Origin of the sequence: Leptolyngbya sp. FACHB-60, assembly GCF_014695775.1 — a bacterium.
Lineage (GTDB): Bacteria > Cyanobacteriota > Cyanobacteriia > Phormidesmidales > Phormidesmidaceae > Nodosilinea.
The window spans coordinates 1-19,942 of sequence record NZ_JACJOX010000065.1 but is presented as its reverse complement, the minus strand read 5'-3'; the positions used below and the strand labels follow the sequence as shown (position 1 = coordinate 19,942).

General features: G+C 57.3%; 15 protein-coding genes and 1 pseudogene. 7 read left to right on the top strand and 9 right to left on the bottom strand.

Features of this window, described 5'->3' with window-relative positions; genetic code table 11:
• Positions 1-35: 35 nt before the first annotated feature.
• The 4 genes from H6F57_RS24385 to H6F57_RS24370 all read right to left on the bottom strand — a co-directional run bounded on the left by H6F57_RS24385 (position 36) and on the right by H6F57_RS24370 (position 4,913).
• Complete coding sequence (locus tag H6F57_RS24385) at positions 36-3,287, bottom strand: valine--tRNA ligase (RefSeq protein WP_190631440.1); 3,252 nt, start codon at positions 3,285-3,287, stop codon at positions 36-38.
• 194 nt (positions 3,288-3,481) lie between these two features.
• The gene (locus H6F57_RS24380) at positions 3,482-3,970 is read right to left on the bottom strand and encodes a DUF3368 domain-containing protein (RefSeq protein ID WP_190631438.1); all 489 of its coding nucleotides are present in this window, start codon (positions 3,968-3,970) and stop codon (positions 3,482-3,484) included.
• A complete protein-coding gene (locus H6F57_RS24375) occupies positions 3,967-4,218 on the bottom strand; it encodes a UPF0175 family protein (RefSeq protein ID WP_190631436.1) in 252 nt (83 codons plus the stop codon). Before H6F57_RS24375 ends, H6F57_RS24380 begins: the two co-directional genes overlap by 4 nt.
• Before the next feature lie 113 nt (positions 4,219-4,331).
• Complete coding sequence (locus H6F57_RS24370) at positions 4,332-4,913, bottom strand: Uma2 family endonuclease (RefSeq protein WP_190631434.1); 582 nt, start codon at positions 4,911-4,913, stop codon at positions 4,332-4,334.
• Between the two features lie 288 nt (positions 4,914-5,201).
• Between H6F57_RS24370 and dnaK the strand changes: the two are divergent.
• The 3 genes and pseudogenes from dnaK to apcD form a co-directional block, all read left to right on the top strand.
• Positions 5,202-7,100, top strand: a pseudogene (gene dnaK, locus H6F57_RS24365) (molecular chaperone DnaK); the annotation flags it as partial.
• A gap of 1,082 nt (positions 7,101-8,182) precedes the next feature.
• The gene (locus H6F57_RS24360) at positions 8,183-9,133 is read left to right on the top strand and encodes a J domain-containing protein (protein ID WP_190631431.1); all 951 of its coding nucleotides are present in this window, start codon (positions 8,183-8,185) and stop codon (positions 9,131-9,133) included.
• A 227-nt stretch (positions 9,134-9,360) separates the two neighbouring features.
• Positions 9,361-9,846, top strand: a complete 486-nt coding sequence (gene apcD / locus H6F57_RS24355; RefSeq protein ID WP_190631429.1) for an allophycocyanin subunit alpha-B — start codon at positions 9,361-9,363, stop codon at positions 9,844-9,846.
• Between the two features lie 126 nt (positions 9,847-9,972).
• Here the strand turns inward: apcD and hemL are convergent, their stop codons facing one another.
• From hemL to H6F57_RS24340, 3 genes are all read right to left on the bottom strand, one after another.
• The gene (gene hemL, locus H6F57_RS24350) at positions 9,973-11,274 is read right to left on the bottom strand and encodes a glutamate-1-semialdehyde 2,1-aminomutase (protein ID WP_190631427.1); all 1,302 of its coding nucleotides are present in this window, start codon (positions 11,272-11,274) and stop codon (positions 9,973-9,975) included.
• 123 nt (positions 11,275-11,397) lie between these two features.
• Positions 11,398-12,237, bottom strand: a complete 840-nt coding sequence (gene ftsE / locus H6F57_RS24345) for a cell division ATP-binding protein FtsE (RefSeq protein WP_190631425.1) — start codon at positions 12,235-12,237, stop codon at positions 11,398-11,400.
• 211 nt (positions 12,238-12,448) lie between these two features.
• Positions 12,449-13,276, bottom strand: coding sequence for an ion transporter (locus H6F57_RS24340; protein WP_190631423.1), 828 nt, complete (start codon positions 13,274-13,276; stop codon positions 12,449-12,451).
• Between the two features lie 262 nt (positions 13,277-13,538).
• Between H6F57_RS24340 and H6F57_RS24335 the strand changes: the two genes are divergently transcribed.
• From H6F57_RS24335 to H6F57_RS24325, 3 genes are all read left to right on the top strand, one after another.
• On the top strand, positions 13,539-14,588 hold the full coding sequence (locus H6F57_RS24335; protein WP_190631421.1) for a sirohydrochlorin chelatase: 1,050 nt from the start codon (positions 13,539-13,541) through the stop codon (positions 14,586-14,588).
• An 86-nt stretch (positions 14,589-14,674) separates the two neighbouring features.
• Positions 14,675-15,565, top strand: coding sequence for a hypothetical protein (locus H6F57_RS24330; RefSeq protein ID WP_190631419.1), 891 nt, complete (start codon positions 14,675-14,677; stop codon positions 15,563-15,565).
• A 191-nt stretch (positions 15,566-15,756) separates the two neighbouring features.
• Positions 15,757-16,191: a hypothetical protein gene (locus H6F57_RS24325; protein ID WP_190631417.1), complete on the top strand. Its 435-nt coding sequence runs from the start codon at positions 15,757-15,759 to the stop codon at positions 16,189-16,191.
• An 82-nt stretch (positions 16,192-16,273) separates the two neighbouring features.
• On the opposite strand, the gene H6F57_RS24320 is transcribed toward H6F57_RS24325, so the two are convergent.
• Complete coding sequence (locus tag H6F57_RS24320; protein WP_190631415.1) at positions 16,274-17,338, bottom strand: zinc-binding alcohol dehydrogenase family protein; 1,065 nt, start codon at positions 17,336-17,338, stop codon at positions 16,274-16,276.
• A gap of 575 nt (positions 17,339-17,913) precedes the next feature.
• Between H6F57_RS24320 and H6F57_RS24315 the strand changes: the two genes are divergently transcribed.
• A complete protein-coding gene (locus H6F57_RS24315; RefSeq protein ID WP_190631413.1) occupies positions 17,914-19,215 on the top strand; it encodes an S-layer homology domain-containing protein in 1,302 nt (433 codons plus the stop codon).
• Positions 19,216-19,519: 304 nt separating this feature from the next.
• Here H6F57_RS24315 and H6F57_RS24310 read toward each other — a convergent pair.
• The coding region (locus H6F57_RS24310) for an IS630 family transposase (protein ID WP_190625276.1) at positions 19,520-19,942 on the bottom strand (423 nt) is incomplete at its 5' end.

The window sequence follows — 19,942 nt, the reverse complement described above, 5'->3', positions numbered from 1 at the left end:
GATTTTGCCGTCAGAGAATTGGCAGCCGCTGCCCCTTACAGCATTGCCAGCCGCTCCTTGAGAATCGTCGCCTGGGCTTCGGCCTCAGCTAGAGAATCGCGGGCTCCCTGCACCACATCGGCGGGGGCTTTATCCACAAAACCGGGGTTGCTCAGCCGCCCCGAGAGCGATTTGATCTCCGCCTCCACCTTGCCCAGGTCTTTTTCCACCTTGGCTTTGAGGGCATCGACATCTACCACGCCCGTCAGAGGAATTAGTACCTGCACGGTGCCGGTGACCCCAGCAAACAGCTTTTGGTTCGGCTCCCCATTTCCTCTAACCGTATCGCGACCCTCATCGTGGGGGGTGGGGGCATCGTCGTCGCTGCCTTCTTGGGGCACGGGCGCAGGAAGCAGGCCCGGGGTGGGGGCTGGCGCTGCAATATCGGGGTCAAGCACCTTGTGCCGCCACTGCTGATAGGTCTGATTGAGGCGGGCGCGATCGCCCCCTCTGAGCAAGTTCTGCCGCACAAAGTTAACCGTCACCCACAGCCCCACCAGCTCTATCAGGGCACCAAAGATGGGGGTGCTGTCAACCGCGCTCACCAACGCCCCCGTAAACTTGAGGGCCACCAGACCCACCAAAATCCACAGCATGGTAAAGGCGGGACGGCGCAAAGCGGTAAAAAACAAGTCGGCGTAGTGCACGGGGTCGTCGAATAGGGGCAGCATGTTGTGCAAGACTTCTGGCACCTCGACCACCATCGGGTTGCTGCTCAGCTCTGCCACGGCGTTCGACTCACTGGCGGCACTAGCGTTTTCCTCTGCGCTGTGTGCCGTAGAGACCGGCTGCTTGCCGCCGAGAATCACCAGGGTGTCGATTTTGCCCAGGTCTTTGATGTAGTCGGCGGTGGCTTGCAGAATGTGGCGCTCGTCGTCGCTCTCACTTTCGAGAATGGTCTCGATGCGCAGGCTCGGCTTGATGCCCGCCTCGGCCCGCAGATTGCGCACGGTGCGCACGGTGTTAAACAGCAGGGCAAACTGCTGCTCCAGGGCATCGTCAATGAGGTCAGGCTGCACCGTGGGGTAGGGCTGCACGGCCAAAAACTGGTCGTCGCCCACCTGGTTGAGGGTGTGCCACAGCTCCTCGGTAATGTGGGGCATAAACGGGTGCAGCAGCTTGAGAATGCCGTCGAGCACAAAAGCCAGGGTTTGCTGGGCCGCAGTAAACTTCGACGAGCCTTCCCCCTGGAGGCGCGGTTTGACCAGCTCGATGTACCAGTCGCAGAAGTCGCCCCACACAAATTCGTAGAGGTCTTTGGCGGCTTCGCCCATGCCGTAAGCATCGAGGTTGCCGCGTACGCTCTGCACAACCCGGTTAAAACGAGACAAAATCCAGCGATCGGCCAGCTCCAGCCCCGCCACATCGGGCACACCCAGACTGTTGGGAGACTGCCCACCCAGGTTCATCATCACGAAGCGGGAGGCATTCCATAGCTTGTTGGTGAAGTTGCGAGAAGCTTCCACCGAAACTGACTCGTCGGTGGTGCGATCGTACTCCAGGCGAATGTCTTGGCCCGCCCCGGTAACTTCGCGAATCAGGGTATAGCGCAGGGCGTCGGTGCCGTACTTGTTGATCAGCACCAGGGGGTCAATGCCGTTGTTGGCCGACTTCGACATTTTTTTGTTGTTTTCATCGCGCACCAGACCGTGGATGTAGACGGTCTCGAAGGGCATGGTGTCGGTGAAGTGCCCCGCCATCAGGGTCATGCGGGCTACCCAGAAGAAGATGATGTCGAAGCCGGTGACTAGGGTGGTGGTGGGGTAGTAGGTCTGAAAATCCTGAGCCGATTCAGCGGGCCAGCCCATGGTGGAGAAGGGCCACAGACCGGAAGAAAACCAGGTGTCGAGGACGTCGGGGTCGCGGGTCAGGGTCACCCATTCGCCAAACCGCTCGGTGGCCTTGGCTTTGGCCTCTTCTTCCGTAGCGGCCACCACGAAGGGGGTGTTGTCGGTGATTTCACCGCCGGTTTCGCTCACGGCATACCAGGCGGGGATCTGGTGGCCCCACCAGAGCTGTCGGGAGATGCACCAGTCGCGCAGGTTTACCAGCCAATCGCGGTAGACCTTGGTCCAGCGATCGGGCACAAACTTAGGTTCCTGCCGATTGTCTAAATAATCAAGCGCCTTGTCGGCCAGGGGGCGAATGTTGACGAACCACTGGGTGGAGAGCAGCGGCTCAATGGGCACTTTGCCGCGATCGCTGTAGGGCACCGTGTGACGATAATCGTCGATCTTCACCAAAAACCCTTCGACATCCAGCCGCTTCACCACCAGACGACGAGCCTCAAAGCGGTCTAGCCCGTGGAATGGCCCCGCATGCTCATTCATAGTGCCGTCTTTGTTCATGACGGTAATCAGGGGCAGGTTGTGGCGCTGGCCCATGGCAAAGTCGTTGAGGTCGTGGGCGGGGGTGACTTTGACGCAGCCGGTGCCAAACTCCGTATCGACATAGTCATCCGCGATCACGGGAATTTCGCGATTCACAATCGGCAGCATTAGGGTTTTGCCCACCATGTCGCGGTAGCGATCGTCGTTGGGGTTCACCGCCACCGCCGTGTCGCCTAGCATGGTTTCGGGGCGGGTGGTGGCCACTTCTAGGTAGCCCGAGCCGTCGGTGAAGGGGTAGCGGAAATGCCAGAGGTGCCCATCGACCTCCCGTTGCTCAACTTCCAGGTCAGACACCGCCGACTGGCTGGCGGGGCACCAGTTGACCATGTAGTTGCCCCGATAGATCAGCCCCTCGTCGTAGAGCTGGGTAAAGGCGGTCAGCACCGCGTGAGAAAGCCCTTCATCCATGGTGAAGCGCTCCCGCGACCAGTCCACCGAGACGCCCAGCTTGCGCAGCTGGTTGACGATGGTGCCACCGGATTCAGCTTTCCAGTTCCAAGCACGCTCCAGGTAGCGATCGCGCCCCACATCCTCCTTCTTCAACCCCTCAGCCTGAAACTGCCGATCTAAAATTGTGCTCACGGCAATGCTGGCGTGGTCGGTGCCCGGCAGCCACAGTGTGTTGCGCCCGGCCATGCGCTGGTAGCGCACCAGGGTGTCGATCAGGGCGTTCTCAAAGGCATGGCCCATGTGCAGGCTGCCGGTCACGTTCGGCGGCGGAATCACCACGCAGTAGGGCTCGCCGGGGTGGTCGGGGTCGGCTTTAAAGACCTGGTTCTCTTCCCACTGAGCCTGCCACTTGGTTTCGGTCTGCGTGGGGTCGTACTGGGCGGAGAGAGCGGGAACGGTGGCCGTCATCACAAAACCTGGAGCGCGGGGACTATTTGCATTAAAGACAGTGTACCTAGGGATTCTGTCATTTTGATGGTGAACCTGGGGAGTTGTTGGGTATCAAGGGCTGACGGGTTCGAGGTGTCGGGTCTAGGGTGTAAAGGTTTAGGGTGCAGCTCCAAACCCTGAACCCTGAACCTTAAACCCCGTCCGCTGACACCTTAGATTTCATCGACAAATTTAAGGATCTTTTGGTAGAGCCGATGGCTAATGCGAAAACCCGCCAGCTCAACCAGGGTATCCATCACCCGTCGCACGCTGGGAATCAGCGCCCGCTGCTTAGCGACGATAATAATGCCAAAAATGCCAATCACCGACAGCCCTAGCCCTTGGGCGATCTGCCGTCCCCGCCGCTCGTTCATCAGCAGTTCGTCGGCGTTGATCTGTAGAGCCAGGGCCAGGGTATGGGTATCGCCCAGGTCGAACTGCTGGCCCTGCTGCCGAATGGTAGCGATCGCGCTCTCCGTCGGCACCCGCACCTTGACCCAACTGACCGACAGCACCGCCTGAATGCGAGCATTTTTGGCCGTGGCCAACTCCCGCGCCACCACTTCTGAAATCACCACGGTGTCGTAAATTGACTCCAGCAGCCAGAGGTAGTCAATCAAGGCCAAGCTGCCCAGTGATGAAGCATCGCTCACAATGGTCATAGCCAACCCCGGCGGCGCAGGTTTTTGATGTCGTCTGCAAACTCTTCGACATCGTAGTGGGCACAAACGCCGCGACTGCCGATAATTCTTTGAAACTCCATCGGGTGAATGCCGGCAATCTGGCTGGCAATGCCCAGAGTAACCCGCTCCTGCTCAAACAGAGAAATTGCCATTTCTCGCAGCCAGTCGGCCCTAGAGAAAGTTGGGCACTGAGTGACTTCGTCAGGAATATCCAGATTGATGCGCATAGAGGGTGGTTACCCTAAGAATTGTCTGAATAATAAGCAGATTAGGCGGCAGTGGGAAACTGCGGATAGGGTGCGATCGCGGTCAACAAAACTGCATCACCAACCATAATGTTTTATGCGGGCAGCTCCGCCGCAAAAAGCTGAGCGGCGGTCAGGGTGCGATCGGTAAACTGGGCCGACTCTATCCGTTGCTCCCCGGCGAAGGTTCCTATCGGAGCAAACCCCTGCCCCTGCTGCGCCAGCAACAGCACTGTGCGATCTTGAGGGTTGATAATCCAGTATTCAGAAATGCCTAAATCTTCGTACTGGGCACGCTTGGCCACGTAGTCGCGCTCCCACTGCAATTCTCCAGGGCTGACTACCTCGACCACCAGTGCCGGAGGCGGCAGCGTTAGGCGAATGGTGTTGCGCTTGGCCAATAGCTGAATGTGTTCGGGCTGAATTACCGTCAGATCAGGGTAGCGATTCTTCGGTTCGCCCCTGACTTCAAGCTCTAGACCATGCCCCCGCACCCGGTCTATCCCTAACAGCAGCGCGAAGGTCAGCAGCAGGCGATTGGCAATCTGCACGTTTTGCCCTGACTCTGGCGGCACCTCGATCAGTTCTCCATTAAATAGCTCGTAAAAATGTTCCGTGCCGTCGTCGTAGGCCAGATACTCTTCAAAGCTATAGAACCTAGGCCGCGTCTGCACCATAAGACCAAAGAAGGCTAAGCACTCTCAAGATAACTTCAGTCTAAAGCCCAGCCCAACTCCAGAAACACCACTAACCCAATCACCTCCCCATCTCCCTTATCTCCCCCATTTCTCTACCCTCATTTCCCCCTTAGCTAAGGCTCCAGAAGCCATAGGGTAGAATCAAGGCCAGCCCGTGACAGACTATCATTAAGAAAGTTGATGTAAGTAGGTTGGCAGAAGCGATGCCCCCTCGGTGCTAACCTTCATTGAGCACGCAGTCCGACAGATAAGGAGACGCCAGAGCGCATGGGAAAAGTAGTTGGCATCGACCTGGGTACGACCAACTCCGTGGTCTCTGTAATGGAGGGCGGCAAGCCGGTAGTCATTGCCAACGCCGAAGGGATGCGCACTACGCCCTCGGTGGTGGCCTTTAGCAAAGAGGGCGAGCGCCTGGTGGGGCAGATGGCTCGCAGGCAGGCGGTGCTCAACCCCCAAAACACCTTCTATAGCGTTAAGCGCTATATGGGTCGCCGCTACGCCGAGCTTGACCCATCGTCTAAGCGGGTACCCTACACCATTCGCCGCGATGAACTGGGCAACGTCAAAATTCGCTGCCCCCGCCTCGAAAAAGACTTTGCCCCCGAAGAAATTTCGGCCATTGTGCTGCGCAAGCTGGCAGATGAGGCCAGCCGCTACCTAGGCCAACCGGTGACCGGGGCAGTGATCACCGTGCCTGCCTACTTCAACGACGCCCAGCGCCAGGCCACCCGCAACGCCGGACGGATCGCCGGCCTGGAAATCAAGCGCATTTTGAATGAGCCCACGGCGGCGGCGTTGGCCTACGGCCTCGATCAGGTGCAGAACGAGACTATCTTGGTGTTTGACCTAGGGGGTGGCACCTTTGACGTGTCGATTCTCGACGTGGGTGATGGGGTGTTTGAGGTGCGATCGACCTCGGGCGATACCCAACTGGGCGGTACCAACTTTGACACCAAAATCGTCGACTGGCTAGCGGATGAATTTCTCGAAAAAGAAGGCATTGACCTGCGGAAAGATCGCCAGGCCCTACAGCGACTAACCGAAGCGGCTGAGAAAGCCAAGATTGAGCTTTCTGGCGTGGCCAGTACCGAAATCAGCCTGCCGTTTATTACCGCTAGCCCTGAAGGCCCAAAGCACATTGAGACGCGCCTGAGCCGATCGCAGTTCGAAGGCCTCTGTGGCGATCTGGTTAGCGCCCTGCGCGCTCCCCTCAAGCAGGCGCTCAGTGATGCTGGCCTCACCCCCAACGACATCGACGAGGTGGTGCTGGTGGGGGGTGGCAGCCGCATGCCCATGGTGCAGGACTTGGTGCGCGGTCTCATCGGCCTCGAACCTAGCCAAAATGTGAACCCTGACGAAGCCGTCGCCGTGGGCGCTGCCGTGCAGGCGGGCATCATCACCCAAGAAGTGCAAGACATCATGCTGCTGGATGTCACGTCGCTATCCCTGGGGTTGGAGACGATCGGCGGCGTGATGAAAAAGGTGATTCCTCGCAACACTACGATTCCGGTGCGGCGATCGGATATCTTCTCCACATCTGAGAATAACCAGACCTCCGTGGAGGTTCATGTGCTTCAGGGCGAGCGTGAGATGGGGGCCAACAACAAATCCCTGGGTCGCTTCAAGCTGATGGGCATTCCCCCTGCGCCGCGCGGTGTGCCCCAGGTGCTAGTGTCCTTTGATATCGACGCTAACGGCATTCTGCAAGTGTCGGCCATGGATAAGACCACCGGCCGCGAGCAGAGTTTGACCGTTCAGGGCGCTTCTAACCTCGAAGAAGGCGAAGTGCAGCGGATGATCCGCGAGGCGGAGGAGTTTGCTGAAACCGATCGCCTCCAGCGCGAGCGAGTCGAGAAGCGCAACCGGGCCGAAGCCCTCACCTTCCAGGCCGAGCGACTGCTGCGGGAGGTAGCCCTTGACTTTGGTATGCAGTTTGCCCGCGATCGCCGTCGCCGCATCGAAGGGTTAGTGCAAGAGCTGCGCGACTACCTAGAGAAAAGCGACGAGCGGGGCATCGATATTGCCCAGGCCGAACTGCAAGACGAACTCTACGACCTCAACCGTGAGGCCTACCTCTACGAAGCTGACGATGCCCCCGAAGGCGGCATCTTAGGCCAGATTGGCAATACCTTGAAGAAAACCTTCTCCTTCGACGATGACCTGGATGCTCGGCCCAACTACGGCTACCAGGGATCTACCACCTGGGGAAACTGGGACGACGACTGGGACTACGACAATCGTGGTGGAGCAGGCGGCCAGCGCTATGGCAGCCCAGCATATGATAACCGTGCCTACGGTACGACCGGTTACAACGGCCAGGGTTACAACAACTCTAATTACGGCAGCCAAGGCTATAGCGATCAGGGCTATGGCAGTCAGGTGTACAGCGATCGCCCCAGCGGCGGCTCTAGCTATGGCAACTCTGGCTATGACCAGGGTTACAGCAATGGCTATGACCGTCCTCCAGAACCGAGCCGTCCCCAGCCGCCCGCCTCGGACTATGGTCGTGAAGACTATAACCGTCAAGACTATGGGCAACCTGGCTACGATCGCCAAGACTATAGACCGTCAGGCGATACCCAACCCGCTGCCGACGACTACCGTGGCTACGACCAATCTAGCTATGGCCGTCAAGACTATGGCCAAGACTACGGTCGATTCCCCGCGGAGAATGCCCCCAGAACGCAAAATTCTGAACCTGCTCGTCCTAGCTATGGCGATGCGGGCTATGGTCAAGCGGGCTACGATGACCCGCGCTACGACCGACCTAGCGCCCCTGAGCCAGGCTACGGCAATGCCGGGTATCGCGACCCTGGAGCAGAGCGCTCTGGGAACCGTGGCTACGACAATCAGGGCTATGACCCCTATGCTCGCGATGCGTCCTCTCCGGAGACTCGACCCAATACCGCCCCTGCGGCCCCTCGTCGAGACAACAACTGGGAGGATGACCCCTGGGGCCAGCCCGCAGGGACAAATCGCCCCCCTGAAAATCCGGCACCCGAGAATCGCTCACGGCCCGCACCCCCGGAACGCGGGACTGACGCTGCGAGACCAGTGCCCCCGCGTCAAGACAATCGCCGCCCTGCCCCCCGCTATGACGGCGACAACTTGAGCGATCGCGACGAGTGGCTCTAAACCACCGCTCACTTCACCCTGCTAGTTAGGGGAGTGAACTGGTAAACAGGCCTATCCACTCCCCTACTCGCTCACCCACCCCCTCCCCCAACCCGCCCACCCATCCACCTTGCATGGAGAACTTTCGGAACTACTACGACATTCTGGGGGTTTCCAGAGAAGCAACCTTTAGCGACATTAAGCAGGCCTACCGCAAGCTGGCCCGGCAGTACCACCCCGACCTCAACCCCGGTGACCAAGCGGCAGAGGATCAGTTCAAGCTGCTTAGCGAAGCCTACACCGTGCTTTCCGACGACGAAAAGCGCGCCCAGTACGAGAAATTTAGCGAGTACTGGCAGCAGGAGGGCTTTAAGAAAGGCCAGGGTAAATCTGTTGTCAGCGATATTTTCAGCGGACGAATTTCCTTAGAAGACTTTGGCTTTGGCGAATTTCCCGACTTCAATGTTTTTGTCGACCAACTCCTCAACCGTCGCCCAGCCCGCCGTAGTGTTAGTGACGACGACGGCTACCCTACCAACACCACTACCTACGCACCGTCTACCCCCACCGGCCGCCGCGATGCCGAGGCCGATCTCACCGTTCCTCTAGAAAAAGCTTTTCGGGGCGGGCGAGAGCGCATTCGCCTAGAGGATGGGCGATCGCTAGAGGTCAACATGCCCGCTGGCATGGTCACCGGGCAGCGCATTCGCCTGCGGGGTCAGGGTGTGGGCGGTGGCAACCTGTATCTGCGCATTCAGGTTGACCCGCACCCGTTCTACACCCTCCAGGGCAACGATGTGTACTGCCGGCTGCCCATTACCCCCAGCGAGGCGGCCCTGGGCAGCACCATCGATATTCCCACGCTGGATGGCCCTGTTCGCACCACCCTGCCCCAGGGAGCGCAGACCGGGCAGATCCTTCAATTGCCGGGGCGGGGCTACCCCGTTGGCAAAGAAAGCCGGGGCGACCAAATTGTGGAGCTAGAGGTGGTGGTGCCGACGGGGCTAAGCGATCGCGAAAAAGCCCTCTATGAAGAGCTTCGTCAAACTGAGCGCTTCCGCCCCCGCGCTGACCTTTTCACCTAGCCAATTGTTGCAAAAGCGTTACGAAAGCCCCCCGCGTTCTCACCAGAAGAACACTGAGTAATCCCTAAAAATTCCCCACAGAATGGACGTTTTAGCTTGGTTGTCGCCCCAGTCAATCTGTCTAGAGCGCCTTTGACATTGGCAACTAAATGAGAAGTTAACTTTCCCTGATGACCCCCAAGTCGCTAAACTAGCTATGGAAAAAGGTCATCCCGTCATTTTTAACTATGTCTGTTGTTAGCCAAGTTATTTTGAATGCCGACGACGAGCTGCGCTATCCAACTACTGGCGAGCTCAAGGCCATTGAAGAATTTTTGAAGACTGGCGAGCAGCGCACCCGCATTGCCGCTACCTTATCTGAAAACGAGAAAAAGATTGTTGACCAGGCCAGCAGAGAGCTATGGCGGCGACGGCCCGACTTCATCGCCCCTGGCGGCAATGCTTATGGTCAAAAGCAGCGTTCCCTCTGCATTCGTGACTACGGCTGGTACTTGCGCCTGGTCACCTACGGTGTGCTAGCGGGTGATCAGACTCCCATTGAGGCCATTGGCATCGTGGGCGTTCGCGAAATGTACAACGCCCTAGACGTGCCCGTGCCCGGTATGGCTGAAGCCATTCGCTGTCTGAAAGAGGCTTCTCTAAATCTGCTATCTGACGAAGACGCTGCCGAAGCTCGGCCCTATTTCGACTACATCATCCAAGCGATGTCATAGCTCTAGAAAAATCTTGCTAGAGAAATCTAAAACCCCCGGATTCTTGAGGAATCTGGGGGTTTGTTTTAGGTAGGCTAACTGTCCTGGGGTTCGTCACCACTCAGGGTGACGAACCGACAGAACGGCTTACAGGGCTGTAAGTACGTCGCGGGCGGCTGCGATCGTAGCGTCAATATCGGCATCGGTGTGGGCTAGGGAGGTAAACCCGGCCTCAAACTGCGACGGTGCCAGGTAAACCCCACTCTCCAGCATGCCCCGGTGGAAGCGGCTAAACTTTTCCAGATCAGCTCCCTTGGCCTCTTCAAAATTGCTGATCGGCCCTGCATGGAAGAACATGCCAAACATGGCGCTGATGTGGCCACCATAGACAGCATGGCCTGCATCCCGCGCCACCTGAAGTAAACCGTCGATGAGCTTCTTCGTCAGGCGATCGAGCTCGTCGTAGGTGCCAGGCTGCTGGAGCAGCTCCAGGGTTTTGATGCCGGCGGTCATGGCCAGGGGGTTGCCCGATAGGGTGCCCGCCTGGTAGACCGGCCCGGCAGGGGCAATCATTTCCATAATGTCGCGACGACCGCCGTAGGCACCTACGGGCAAGCCGCCCCCAATCACCTTACCCAGAGTAGTGAGGTCGGGAGTGACGTTAAATTTGGCCTGAGCCCCACCGTAGGCGATGCGGAAGCCGGTCATGACTTCGTCAAACACCAGCAGAGCATCGTTTTCGCGGGTAATTTCTCGCAACCCTTCTAAAAAGCCGCCATCAGGAGTGATAAACCCGGCGTTACCCACCACCGGCTCTAGAATCACCCCGGCAATTTCCTCAGGGTTTTGGGCAAACAGGGCCTTGACCGCCTCAAGGTCATTGTAGGGAGCGGTAAGGGTGTCGCTGGTGGCCGATTTGGGTACCCCTGGAGAGTCAGGCAAGCCTAAGGTTGCAACGCCGGAACCCGCCTGCACTAAGAACATATCGGCATGGCCGTGGTAGCAGCCAGAAAACTTGATAATCTTGTTGCGCCCGGTGTAGGCCCGCATCAGCCGCAGTACGGCCATACAGGCTTCGGTGCCGGAGTTCACAAAGCGCACCATCTCAATGCTGGGCACGGCTTGAATCACCATTTCCGCCAGCACGTTCTCAAGGTAGCAGGGTGCGCCAAAACTGGTGCCCTTTTCTAAAGCTGCTGCCAAAGCCGCCAGCACTTCGGGGTGGGCGTGACCGCAGATAGCAGGCCCCCAGGTGCCGACGTAGTCGATGTACTGGTTACCGTCGACATCCCAGATATAGGCACCCTTGACGCGGTCAAATACGATGGGCTGCCCGCCCACCGACTTAAAGGCCCGTACGGGAGAGTTAACGCCGCCCGGCATGAGGTTTTGGGCAGCGGCGAAAATTTCTTGTGATTTTGCTGTTTTAAACGGGGCTGTACTGACCAAAGCGCGTTCCTCTCAGAGTCCAAAGTCATTCAGCGGCCTAGGTTGAAAACCGCCTGAATGTTAGCTCTGATCATTATCCTATTGATTGGATAAGGCGCACCTGTTGATGTTAAGGAACGTAAACTACCGGCGCAGGTGATGCAGGCGACCGTTCTTAATCTGCACAACTGGGTGGTTTGAGATGCGTACCAGATGCTCATCGTGGGTGGTGACGATGACAGTAATGCCGATGGAATTGAGCTTTTTAAGGATCTTGATTACTTGGAGGGAGTTTTCTGCGTCCAGGTTGCCGGTGGGCTCGTCGGCCAGTAGCAGCGGAGGAGTGTTCACAACAGCGCGGGCAATGCTGACTCGCTGCTGTTCACCGCCGGAGAGCTCATCGGGGAAGCACTGGGCTTTGCCCTGAAGACCCACCATTTTGAGGGTCGGCCAGAGGCGGCGGTGAATTTCTTTGCGGGTGAAGCCTTGGGCCCACAGCACGAAGGCCACGTTCTCGGCCACGGTGCGCTTAGGAATCAGCTTGTAGTCTTGGAAGACGACGCCAATACGGCGGCGCATCATCGCCAGGCGGTTGCCTCTTAGGTCAGAAATGGGTTCATCGCCTACGAGAATATTGCCGCTGGTGGGGCGCTCGTAGCCGTAGAGCAGCTTGAGCAGGGTCGATTTGCCTGAGCCCGAGGGGCCGGTGACGAAGAGAAAGTCGCCGGGGTTGACGGTGAGATTGACACCTGCTAGAGCTTTGCTGCCGTTGGTGTAGACCTTCTCAACATTGTTGAGGGAGACGATCGGCTGAACGGAGGGGTCTTTGGGGGGAGCGGCGTCGAGCACGGGGGCAGGGGAAGGGTCGGAGGCGGAGCGGGAGGGCACTACAAGCTTGAAGCGGTCTTGCAGGCTGGCCCTGACGTCTTCGGGAAGACCGGACAGTTTGGCGTCGTCGGTGGGGCGATGGAGCACAGAAGTCATGGAACGTCCTAACTGAGATGGGCTAGACAGACTCAGGGGTGAGGCTGACAAAAACGTATGAACTGCGCAGCCAGCACCGAGGACAGGCTGACGGGGCTTTTGGGTGGTCATTGTACCGGAAACACTATATCCGGCAAAAGGTATATTTGTTTTTTCAATAATTGTTATGTTTCGTCACTGAGATAACAGCGCGGCTGAAGGGCTCGTCTAACTAGGGTTCTAGAAGGGTACCGCAACGTTTGCAAAACTGGGCATCATCATCGTGGAGGGTGAGGCCGCAGTTGGGGCAAGGTAAGTGCTGCGGCTGGGAGACCTTGCCCAATTGCCGGATCAAACGGCTGATTTGAGTGGGAATCAGGGCAATGCCGGTGAGAATCATCATCACCGTCAGCCCTCGCCCGGCTTCTGAAATAGGGGTAACGTCGCCGTAGCCCACGGTGGTCATGGTGACGACGGCGAAATAGAGCGCGTCTAAAAACGTGCCAAAGTCTTCGGGATTGCTAGGGTGCTCGACCTGAAAAATCAGGCCGGAGTAAATAAAAATAATTGTCCCTAAAGTAAGTAAAATGCGAATCAAAATTAGACTGTCGGTGCTGGTTACTTGGCCAAACCAAAGCCGATCGTTAAAGATTCGCACCAAGCGCAAAATTCGTAGTGACCTAAAAAAGCGCAAAAACCGAATGTCAAAGACGCCAATCCAAGAGGGCAGAATGGCGATCAGGTCGATTAAGCCGTAGAGGCTAAAGGCGTACTGCCAAGGACGCGGGGCCGTCCAGAGACGCAGGCCGTACTCAAGGGTGAAAGCCAGCACGATGAGCCAGTCGAGAATGTCTAGCCATTCATCTAGGGCTGCAGAAATCGGGTAGCTTTTGATCACAAAAATGGTGGCCGACATAAAGATCAGCAGCACGATCGCACTATTGATTACCCGACCAGGCACCGTGTCGGTGGTGTCTAGGTGGTCGCGCAGGCGTTCGCGCAGCGCCGGTCTCTGACCATCGCGCCAGGCTTCCTGCTTCTCGTCAGTAGGTTCTTTCATAGTATTAATGCCCACCCCCAGGATGGTTCTGTGCTCTGGCCTGGGCTAAGATAACCAGGCAGACTGATTTTTATCTGGCTGCGATTTTATAGTCATCTTGCCCTGGGCTTCGAGTTATCTAATGGTCAATTTGGCTTTGAAGGTTGAACTGGGTCTAGGTTAGCGTTTGCTCCTAGGCCGCTGTGGGCCAAATTTTCACTGGTGATATCTTTAGGCTGGACTGAGGGTTAGATTTAGTATCACTGCGGCACTTTGAGCACCTATGGCGATCGCACCAATCATTACTACCCCCAACGATTTTTCGCCCAGCGTTACAGGCACCTGGTCGCCGCTACCGACTCAGCGACCGCTGCTGCTGGTGGGCCACGGTAGCCGAGATCTGGAGGGGCGCGATCGCGTTCTAGAATTTGCTGCCGCCTACCAAAAACTCGACACTTCTCGCCCGGTGATTCCCTGCTTTTTAGAATTAACGGAACCCACTATTCAAGACGGGGTAGATCAGTGCGTAGAGCAGGGCTACACCGATATTTCGGTGCTGCCAATTCTGCTCTTTGCGGCTCGCCACAACAAGTTTGATGTCACCAACGAATTGGACCGGGCTCGCCAGCGCCACCCCCAGGTGAAATTTCACTACGGTCGCCACTTTGGCATTACCCCAGCCATCATTCAACTCTGGCAGGAGAGACTGGCAGAGCTAGATACGCCGCGCTTTAACCCAGACAACATTGCCCGCGAAGACACGGTGCTGCTGTTTGTGGGCCGGGGGGCCAGCGACCCCGATGCCAATGGCGATGTCTATAAACTGGCCCGTATTGTGTGGGAGGGCAGCCGCTATAAAACGGTAGAAATTTGCTTCATCGGCATTACCCATCCGCGCCTAGAAGAGGGCTTTCGTCGCGCCCGTATGTACGAGCCGAAACGCATTATCGTGCTGCCCTACTTTCTATTTACCGGTGTGCTGATTAAGAAGATTTTAGCGATTACCGAGCGGGAGCAGGCAGCGCATCCAAAACAGTTGGTGAGCTATCTGCCGGAGATGGGAAGTCATCCGCAGCTAATGCAGATTTTGCGCGATCGCGAAATTGAAACTCACCTGGGCCAGGTGGCGATGAACTGTGAAATGTGCAAATTTCGCCTGGCTGCCGGGGGCGCTCAGCACGGTCATGGTCATGACCACGGACATGCCCACGAAGATCATGGCCACGGGCACGGGCATGGGCACGGCCACGATCATGGGCATCATCACGGCGAACCTGTAGATCTCTTTCCAGAACCCGACGACTACCATCAGCGGGCTTGGCAGGTTCCCTAGCTGCTCATCTAATTGGGCTGGGAATGCTAAAAACAGCGCCTGGGCAACGGCCTGGGTCAGTTTTTAGTGCATCCCAGGGAGCAGCCATGTTTAAATCCGTTAGTCGGCACGTATGCGCCTTTGACTTGGAGTGGGTGCCCGACCCGACCTCGGGTCGGCGCGTGTACGGCCTGCCCGCAACACTCTCGGATACTGAGGTGCTTGAGGTGATGTGGGCCAAAGCTGGAGCCACGTCAGAAAAACCTCGGCCTCATCTTAAAACAGCGCTGTGCCGCGTGGTGGCTGTCTCGGCGGTGGTGCGAGAGCAGCAAACCAACGGCGAGGTTACGCTACGGCTAACCACTCTACCCAGACAGAGCGATCGCTTAATGGATGAAGGCGAACTGATTTCGGCTTTTTTAGGCTATCTGGGGCAGCACCATCCTCAGCTGGTGGGCTTTAATTCTCAAACCGCTGACTTGCCCATTTTGCTTCAACGTGGGCTGGTAACAGGCATTTCGGCAGCAGAGTTTTGCCGTCGGGGTGACAAAGGCTGGGGCAGCGACTACTTTAGTCGTCACGGCGACGCCCATATTGATTTAAAGAGCGTCATCAGCGGCTGGGGAATTGCTACACCTACCCTGCACGAACTGGCGGCGGCGATGGGCATTCCTGGGCAGGTGGGGCCAGAGCCCCACGATGTAGTGAATTGGTGGGTTGAGGGGGACTTGCGATCAATCGTAGTGCAGAGCCAGTACGATGCGCTGAGTACCTACCTGGTGTGGCTGCGGACGGCAAGGTTTGCAGGATTCTTTAGCGAAGAGCAGTACTTGGAAGAGGACTTGCGGGTGCGGGGAATGGTGGGCGATCGCATTGCCCAGGGCGACCATCACCTCACCCAATATCTAGATCAGTGGGACAGCTTCACCCCTCAACCTGACGATGCCATAGTTATTTCCCTGGCTACTAAGGCCGTGGCTACAGACCAGGCCGCCTAAATTACCTATATTTCTTGAGTCAAGCTCAGTCGTCTTGTTCATACCTGACGTTTCATAGCCCGCTGTTTGGGTATCACGCTCTGGTGGCGCTTGGTGTAACCATCAATTCCTACAAGATGTGTAGATAGGGTTCCAGGGTACTCCGGTAGCGATTACAACAAAAGATCCGTTTTCCTGTGAGGATCGTTGCTTTGAAGAAGTTTGTGCCGTCTAGTTTTTTAGTGGGGGGATGTTTGGTCGGCCTGGCGGCCTGGCTGTGGAGCGTTCCTGCTGCTATAGCTGACCCCTGCACCGTTAACTGTCGGTCGGGCCAGATTCAGTTTACGCCGGGCGATCGCATCACCGTGCAAGTGATCAACGTTGGCAGCCGTCCCCTCAGCTTGGAGCAACCACCCCTGCTCGGCCCCCGTTTGCTCTACACCGGCAACACCTTCGAAACCCGGATAAATTGGGCCGGGCAGCCCAAGCCATCGTTCTTCTTCTGGTCACAAGAACGCCTGCCCGTGCGCGCTCGCCTCGGTCGCCCCAGCCCCAACACGCTGCGGGTGGAACTGTACAATGCGCCCAGTGAACCCAGCGATCGCAGCATCACGATTGAAGCCGATGGCCGCGTCTCGGTGAAATAACAGGATGGGGATGTTGAGCACTGCTCTCTACAGTCCTCCCCTCCCCTATCTCCTCTACCTCCCTTACCTTCCTCACCACTCTCTACCTCCACCCCTCTAACACCAGCTTGCCAATCGTTCGCCCCGACTCGATCTGCGCGTGGGCCTGGCGCAGGTTGGTGGCGTTGATGGGTGAGAGCGTTTGCCCTAGGGTGGTGCGAACTGTTTTGGCATCGATTAACGCCGCAACCTCGTTGAGCAGGTGGCCCTGGTCGGCCATGTCGGCGGTTTGGTACATCGAGCGGGTGAACATAAACTCCCAGGCAAAGGTGGCGCTTTTGTTTTTGAGCAGATTGAGGTCAAGCGGGTCGGTATTGCCGACAATGCCGACAATTTTGCCCTGGGGACGAATCAGCTCGGCCATCACGCCCCAGTAGGCATCGGTATCGCTGAAGTTGGCGATAAAATCGACCTCGCGGTGGCCGAGCTGGGCCATTTCTTCAATCAGGGCATCGCTGTAGTCCACGCTGTGGTCGGCGCCTAGCTCGCGCACCCAGGCCTGCGACTGGGGCCGCGAGGCGGTGGCAATCACCACCAACCCCGCCAGTTTGGCCAGCTGAATGGCGATCGACCCCACGCCCCCGGCTCCACCAATGATTAGAATCGACTGGCCGCGATTCCCGTAGGGATACTCGTTCCGAGTCGGTTCCCGAACGCTTCGCGAATCGCCCCCGGCTCGATTGATCCCCAAGCGCGTAAACAGGGCTTCCCAGGCGGTGAGGGTGGTGAGCGGCAGAGCGGCGGCTTCGGCGAAGGAGAGGGTTTGGGGCATGGCACCCACAATGCGCTCATCCACCAGCTGAAATTCAGCGTTGGAGCCGGGGCGAGTGATGTCTCCGGCGTAGTAAACCGCATCGCCGGGCTTGAAGCGCGTCACCGCATCGCCAACGCTTTCAACCACGCCAGCAGCGTCATACCCCAGCACCTTGGGCGTGTCTTCGACTTTTTCCTTTGGGGCACGTACCTTGGTGTCAACTGGGTTGACCGAGACCGCCTCTACCCGCACCAGAAGGTCACGGCCTGTAGGGCTAGGCTTGGGTAGGCGAGCGTCGAAGAGTGATTCTGGATCGCTAATGGGCAAATAATGGGTCAGGGCAACAGCTTTCATAGTGAATTGAGCGCTCGCTGCGCGCAGATGCAGATTAAAGGGTCTGTCTTAGCATAAACCCACTAGATAAGCCTGTTTTTGACGAGATTGGGTTTAGAAACCGCCAGTCATCGGCTGTAGTGATGATTCGCAAAGCCTCTCTGTCGGCACAGGTGCTTTAAAGCAGAAGTGACTAGACTGAGCGTGAAGAGGCGAAAGAAGGCGATCGCCCTATCTCCTAAGGCTGATTTATCCAAACTTTCGGGCATTAGGCTCGAAAAGGGGGAACAAATAGCCCGATGCTAATGGTCTGTGTAATTAAAAGCGCAGCTTTTCTTCCATAGGTTCCCGTGCATTTACCATTTGGCTCGGCTAAACACCAAACCCCACTCTCAGGGTTTAGCGAATAAATTTGCCCCTATTTGCTCCAGGCTATTGGTTCTACCAAAGATGCCTTGGTAGGACGGCCCATCTCTATAGCACTGCCTCTGACTCGCTCTAGCTAGTTCTGAGGCCATTTTGCTGTGGATGACCCGTTTCCACTGACCCTCTATTGACGCTGTATTAACACTCCGCTTTTTAAGGAATCATTGAGTATGAGCACCGTACTGAATCTGTCTGCCAAAACCACCGCCTTTGTGGCGCTAGGTTCTGTAGCATTTGTGGGGTTGGCGCTGCCTGCCACTGCCCAAACTGCCGAGTTTAATGATGTGGGTTCGAGCTACTGGGCGCGTCCCTTTATTGAAAGCCTCGCCTCTGAGCAAATTATCGCTGGGTTCCCCGACGGCACCTTTCGGCCCGACCAACCGGTGACCCGCGCCCAGTTTGCTGCCATTGTGCGCAACGCCTTCAACCAGCCCCTCGATCGCACTGCTCCTCGGTTTAGCGATGTCTCCAGCAATTACTGGGCCAGCGCTGCGATCGCCAACGCCTACGGCCAGGGCTTTCTCTCGGGCTACCCCAACGGCGCTTTCCAGCCTGAGCAACAGATTCCTCGGGTGCAGGCCCTAGTCGCCCTGGCTAATGGCCTTGACTACAGCCCTCGGGGCTCCGTCAACGAAGTTTTGGGCGTCTACCGCGATCGCGGCCAAATTCCTAGCTACGGCGAAGGGCCCGTAGCGGCGGCTACCGAAAACCGGCTGGTGGTTAACTATCCCAACGTAGGTACGCTGCAACCCCAGCGCACCGCCACCCGCGCTGACGTGGCAGCCTTTATCTATCAAGCACTCGTGGCCCAGGGCCGCATGCCAGCCCTGCAAGCGAGCCAAAGCGCCAACAGCTACATCGTCGGCGCTACCCCTGGCACCGGTACTGGCACTGGCACCGGTACTGGCACTGGCACCGGTACTGGTACTGGCACCGGCACTTCCACCAGCTCGCCCCGCTTGGTGCCCAGCGGCACTCCCCTAGCGGTGCGCTACCCCAACAGCACTACCGAGGTAGATATTGTGGTAGCGCCTGGCCAAACCGTTGCTACCAGCCTGCAAGTTACCACGCCGATTCGCAATAGCCAGAACCAGGTGTTAGTCCCTGCGGGCAGCACCATCCAGGGCCGCATTGTGCCGGTGCAAATTCGCGGTTCTTCGGTAACGGCAGCTAAGTTTGTAGCCGACAACCTCACGGTTAACGGACGCACCTACAACATCAATGCTGAGTCCAGCGCGATCGCCGCTACCAACACCGTCAGCAGCGGCACCCTGCAAGGGGCGCTAATTACCGGTGCAGCCGAATCGATTTTAGGTAGGATTACCGGCAACAGCTCCTTGGGCAGCGTGGTTGGGGCCGTCATCAACGGCGACAACCAGGTCACCTCGAACAGCGCGGTAGTGGTCATTAACCCCAGCGATCTCGACATCACCCTGCGCTCTGACCTCACGGTAGATGCGATCTCAAACTAGGCCGACTCAAAAGCCAGGTTTCAGCGGTGCCATCTCCCTGATCTAAGTTCAGCTAGTAGTCTGCAAAGGTTAGTGGGGTTTAGGGTTCAAGGTCTCAGGTTCAAGGCAAGCCTTAGACCCGACACCTTAAACCCCGAACCTTAGACGGTTATGGCCTGTCACAATAGACCTGGTCAAGAACGAGCCAAAACCCGGTTACTCCCTGAAGCTGTGAATTGCTAGCCAAACGCAGGGCGGATCGCTGCTGGTGAAATCGACCCGGTGTCGTCTGTGGGCTGGTATAGCAATCCGTGGATAGGTCCGGTCAGTCAACGAAGGCTTGGTCAACGACTTGCCGAAAGGGTTGGCCGGATTGAATCTGTTTTCGCATCCGGTTTTTCAGAACAAACCATTGATGTTCAATCGGGTTCAAATCCGGGGAGTAAGGCGGCAGATATAAGAGATGACAGCCCACCTGACGAATCAATGCTTCAATGCGCCCACCTTTGTGAAACGAGGCGTTGTCACAGATGATCACACTGCCAGCTTTGAGTACGGGCAAGAGTTTCTCCTCTAACCATGTTTCAAACACCAGGCGATTGCAGTACCCCTGATAGGTAAGTGGGGCAACGAGCTGATGGTGATGCCAAGCCGCTATAAAGCTCACTCGTTCGGTACGATTGCCCCGACGTTCAGCCGCGAATCGTTCGCCTTTCAAGCACCAGCCGTAAGCATAGTCTTCGGTATT

Coding starts and splice junctions, on each gene's coding strand:
- H6F57_RS24335 (WP_190631421.1), top strand. CDS start 13,539: ATGGCGATCGCACCAATCATTACTACCCCCAACGATTTTTCGCCCAGC.
- H6F57_RS24360 (WP_190631431.1), top strand. CDS start 8,183: ATGGAGAACTTTCGGAACTACTACGACATTCTGGGGGTTTCCAGAGAA.
- H6F57_RS24380 (WP_190631438.1), bottom strand. CDS start 3,970: ATGACCATTGTGAGCGATGCTTCATCACTGGGCAGCTTGGCCTTGATT.
- ftsE (WP_190631425.1), bottom strand. CDS start 12,237: ATGACTTCTGTGCTCCATCGCCCCACCGACGACGCCAAACTGTCCGGT.
- H6F57_RS24320 (WP_190631415.1), bottom strand. CDS start 17,338: ATGAAAGCTGTTGCCCTGACCCATTATTTGCCCATTAGCGATCCAGAA.
- H6F57_RS24340 (WP_190631423.1), bottom strand. CDS start 13,276: ATGAAAGAACCTACTGACGAGAAGCAGGAAGCCTGGCGCGATGGTCAG.
- H6F57_RS24370 (WP_190631434.1), bottom strand. CDS start 4,913: ATGGTGCAGACGCGGCCTAGGTTCTATAGCTTTGAAGAGTATCTGGCC.
- apcD (WP_190631429.1), top strand. CDS start 9,361: ATGTCTGTTGTTAGCCAAGTTATTTTGAATGCCGACGACGAGCTGCGC.
- H6F57_RS24330 (WP_190631419.1), top strand. CDS start 14,675: ATGTTTAAATCCGTTAGTCGGCACGTATGCGCCTTTGACTTGGAGTGG.
- H6F57_RS24315 (WP_190631413.1), top strand. CDS start 17,914: ATGAGCACCGTACTGAATCTGTCTGCCAAAACCACCGCCTTTGTGGCG.
- H6F57_RS24375 (WP_190631436.1), bottom strand. CDS start 4,218: ATGCGCATCAATCTGGATATTCCTGACGAAGTCACTCAGTGCCCAACT.
- H6F57_RS24385 (WP_190631440.1), bottom strand. CDS start 3,287: ATGACGGCCACCGTTCCCGCTCTCTCCGCCCAGTACGACCCCACGCAG.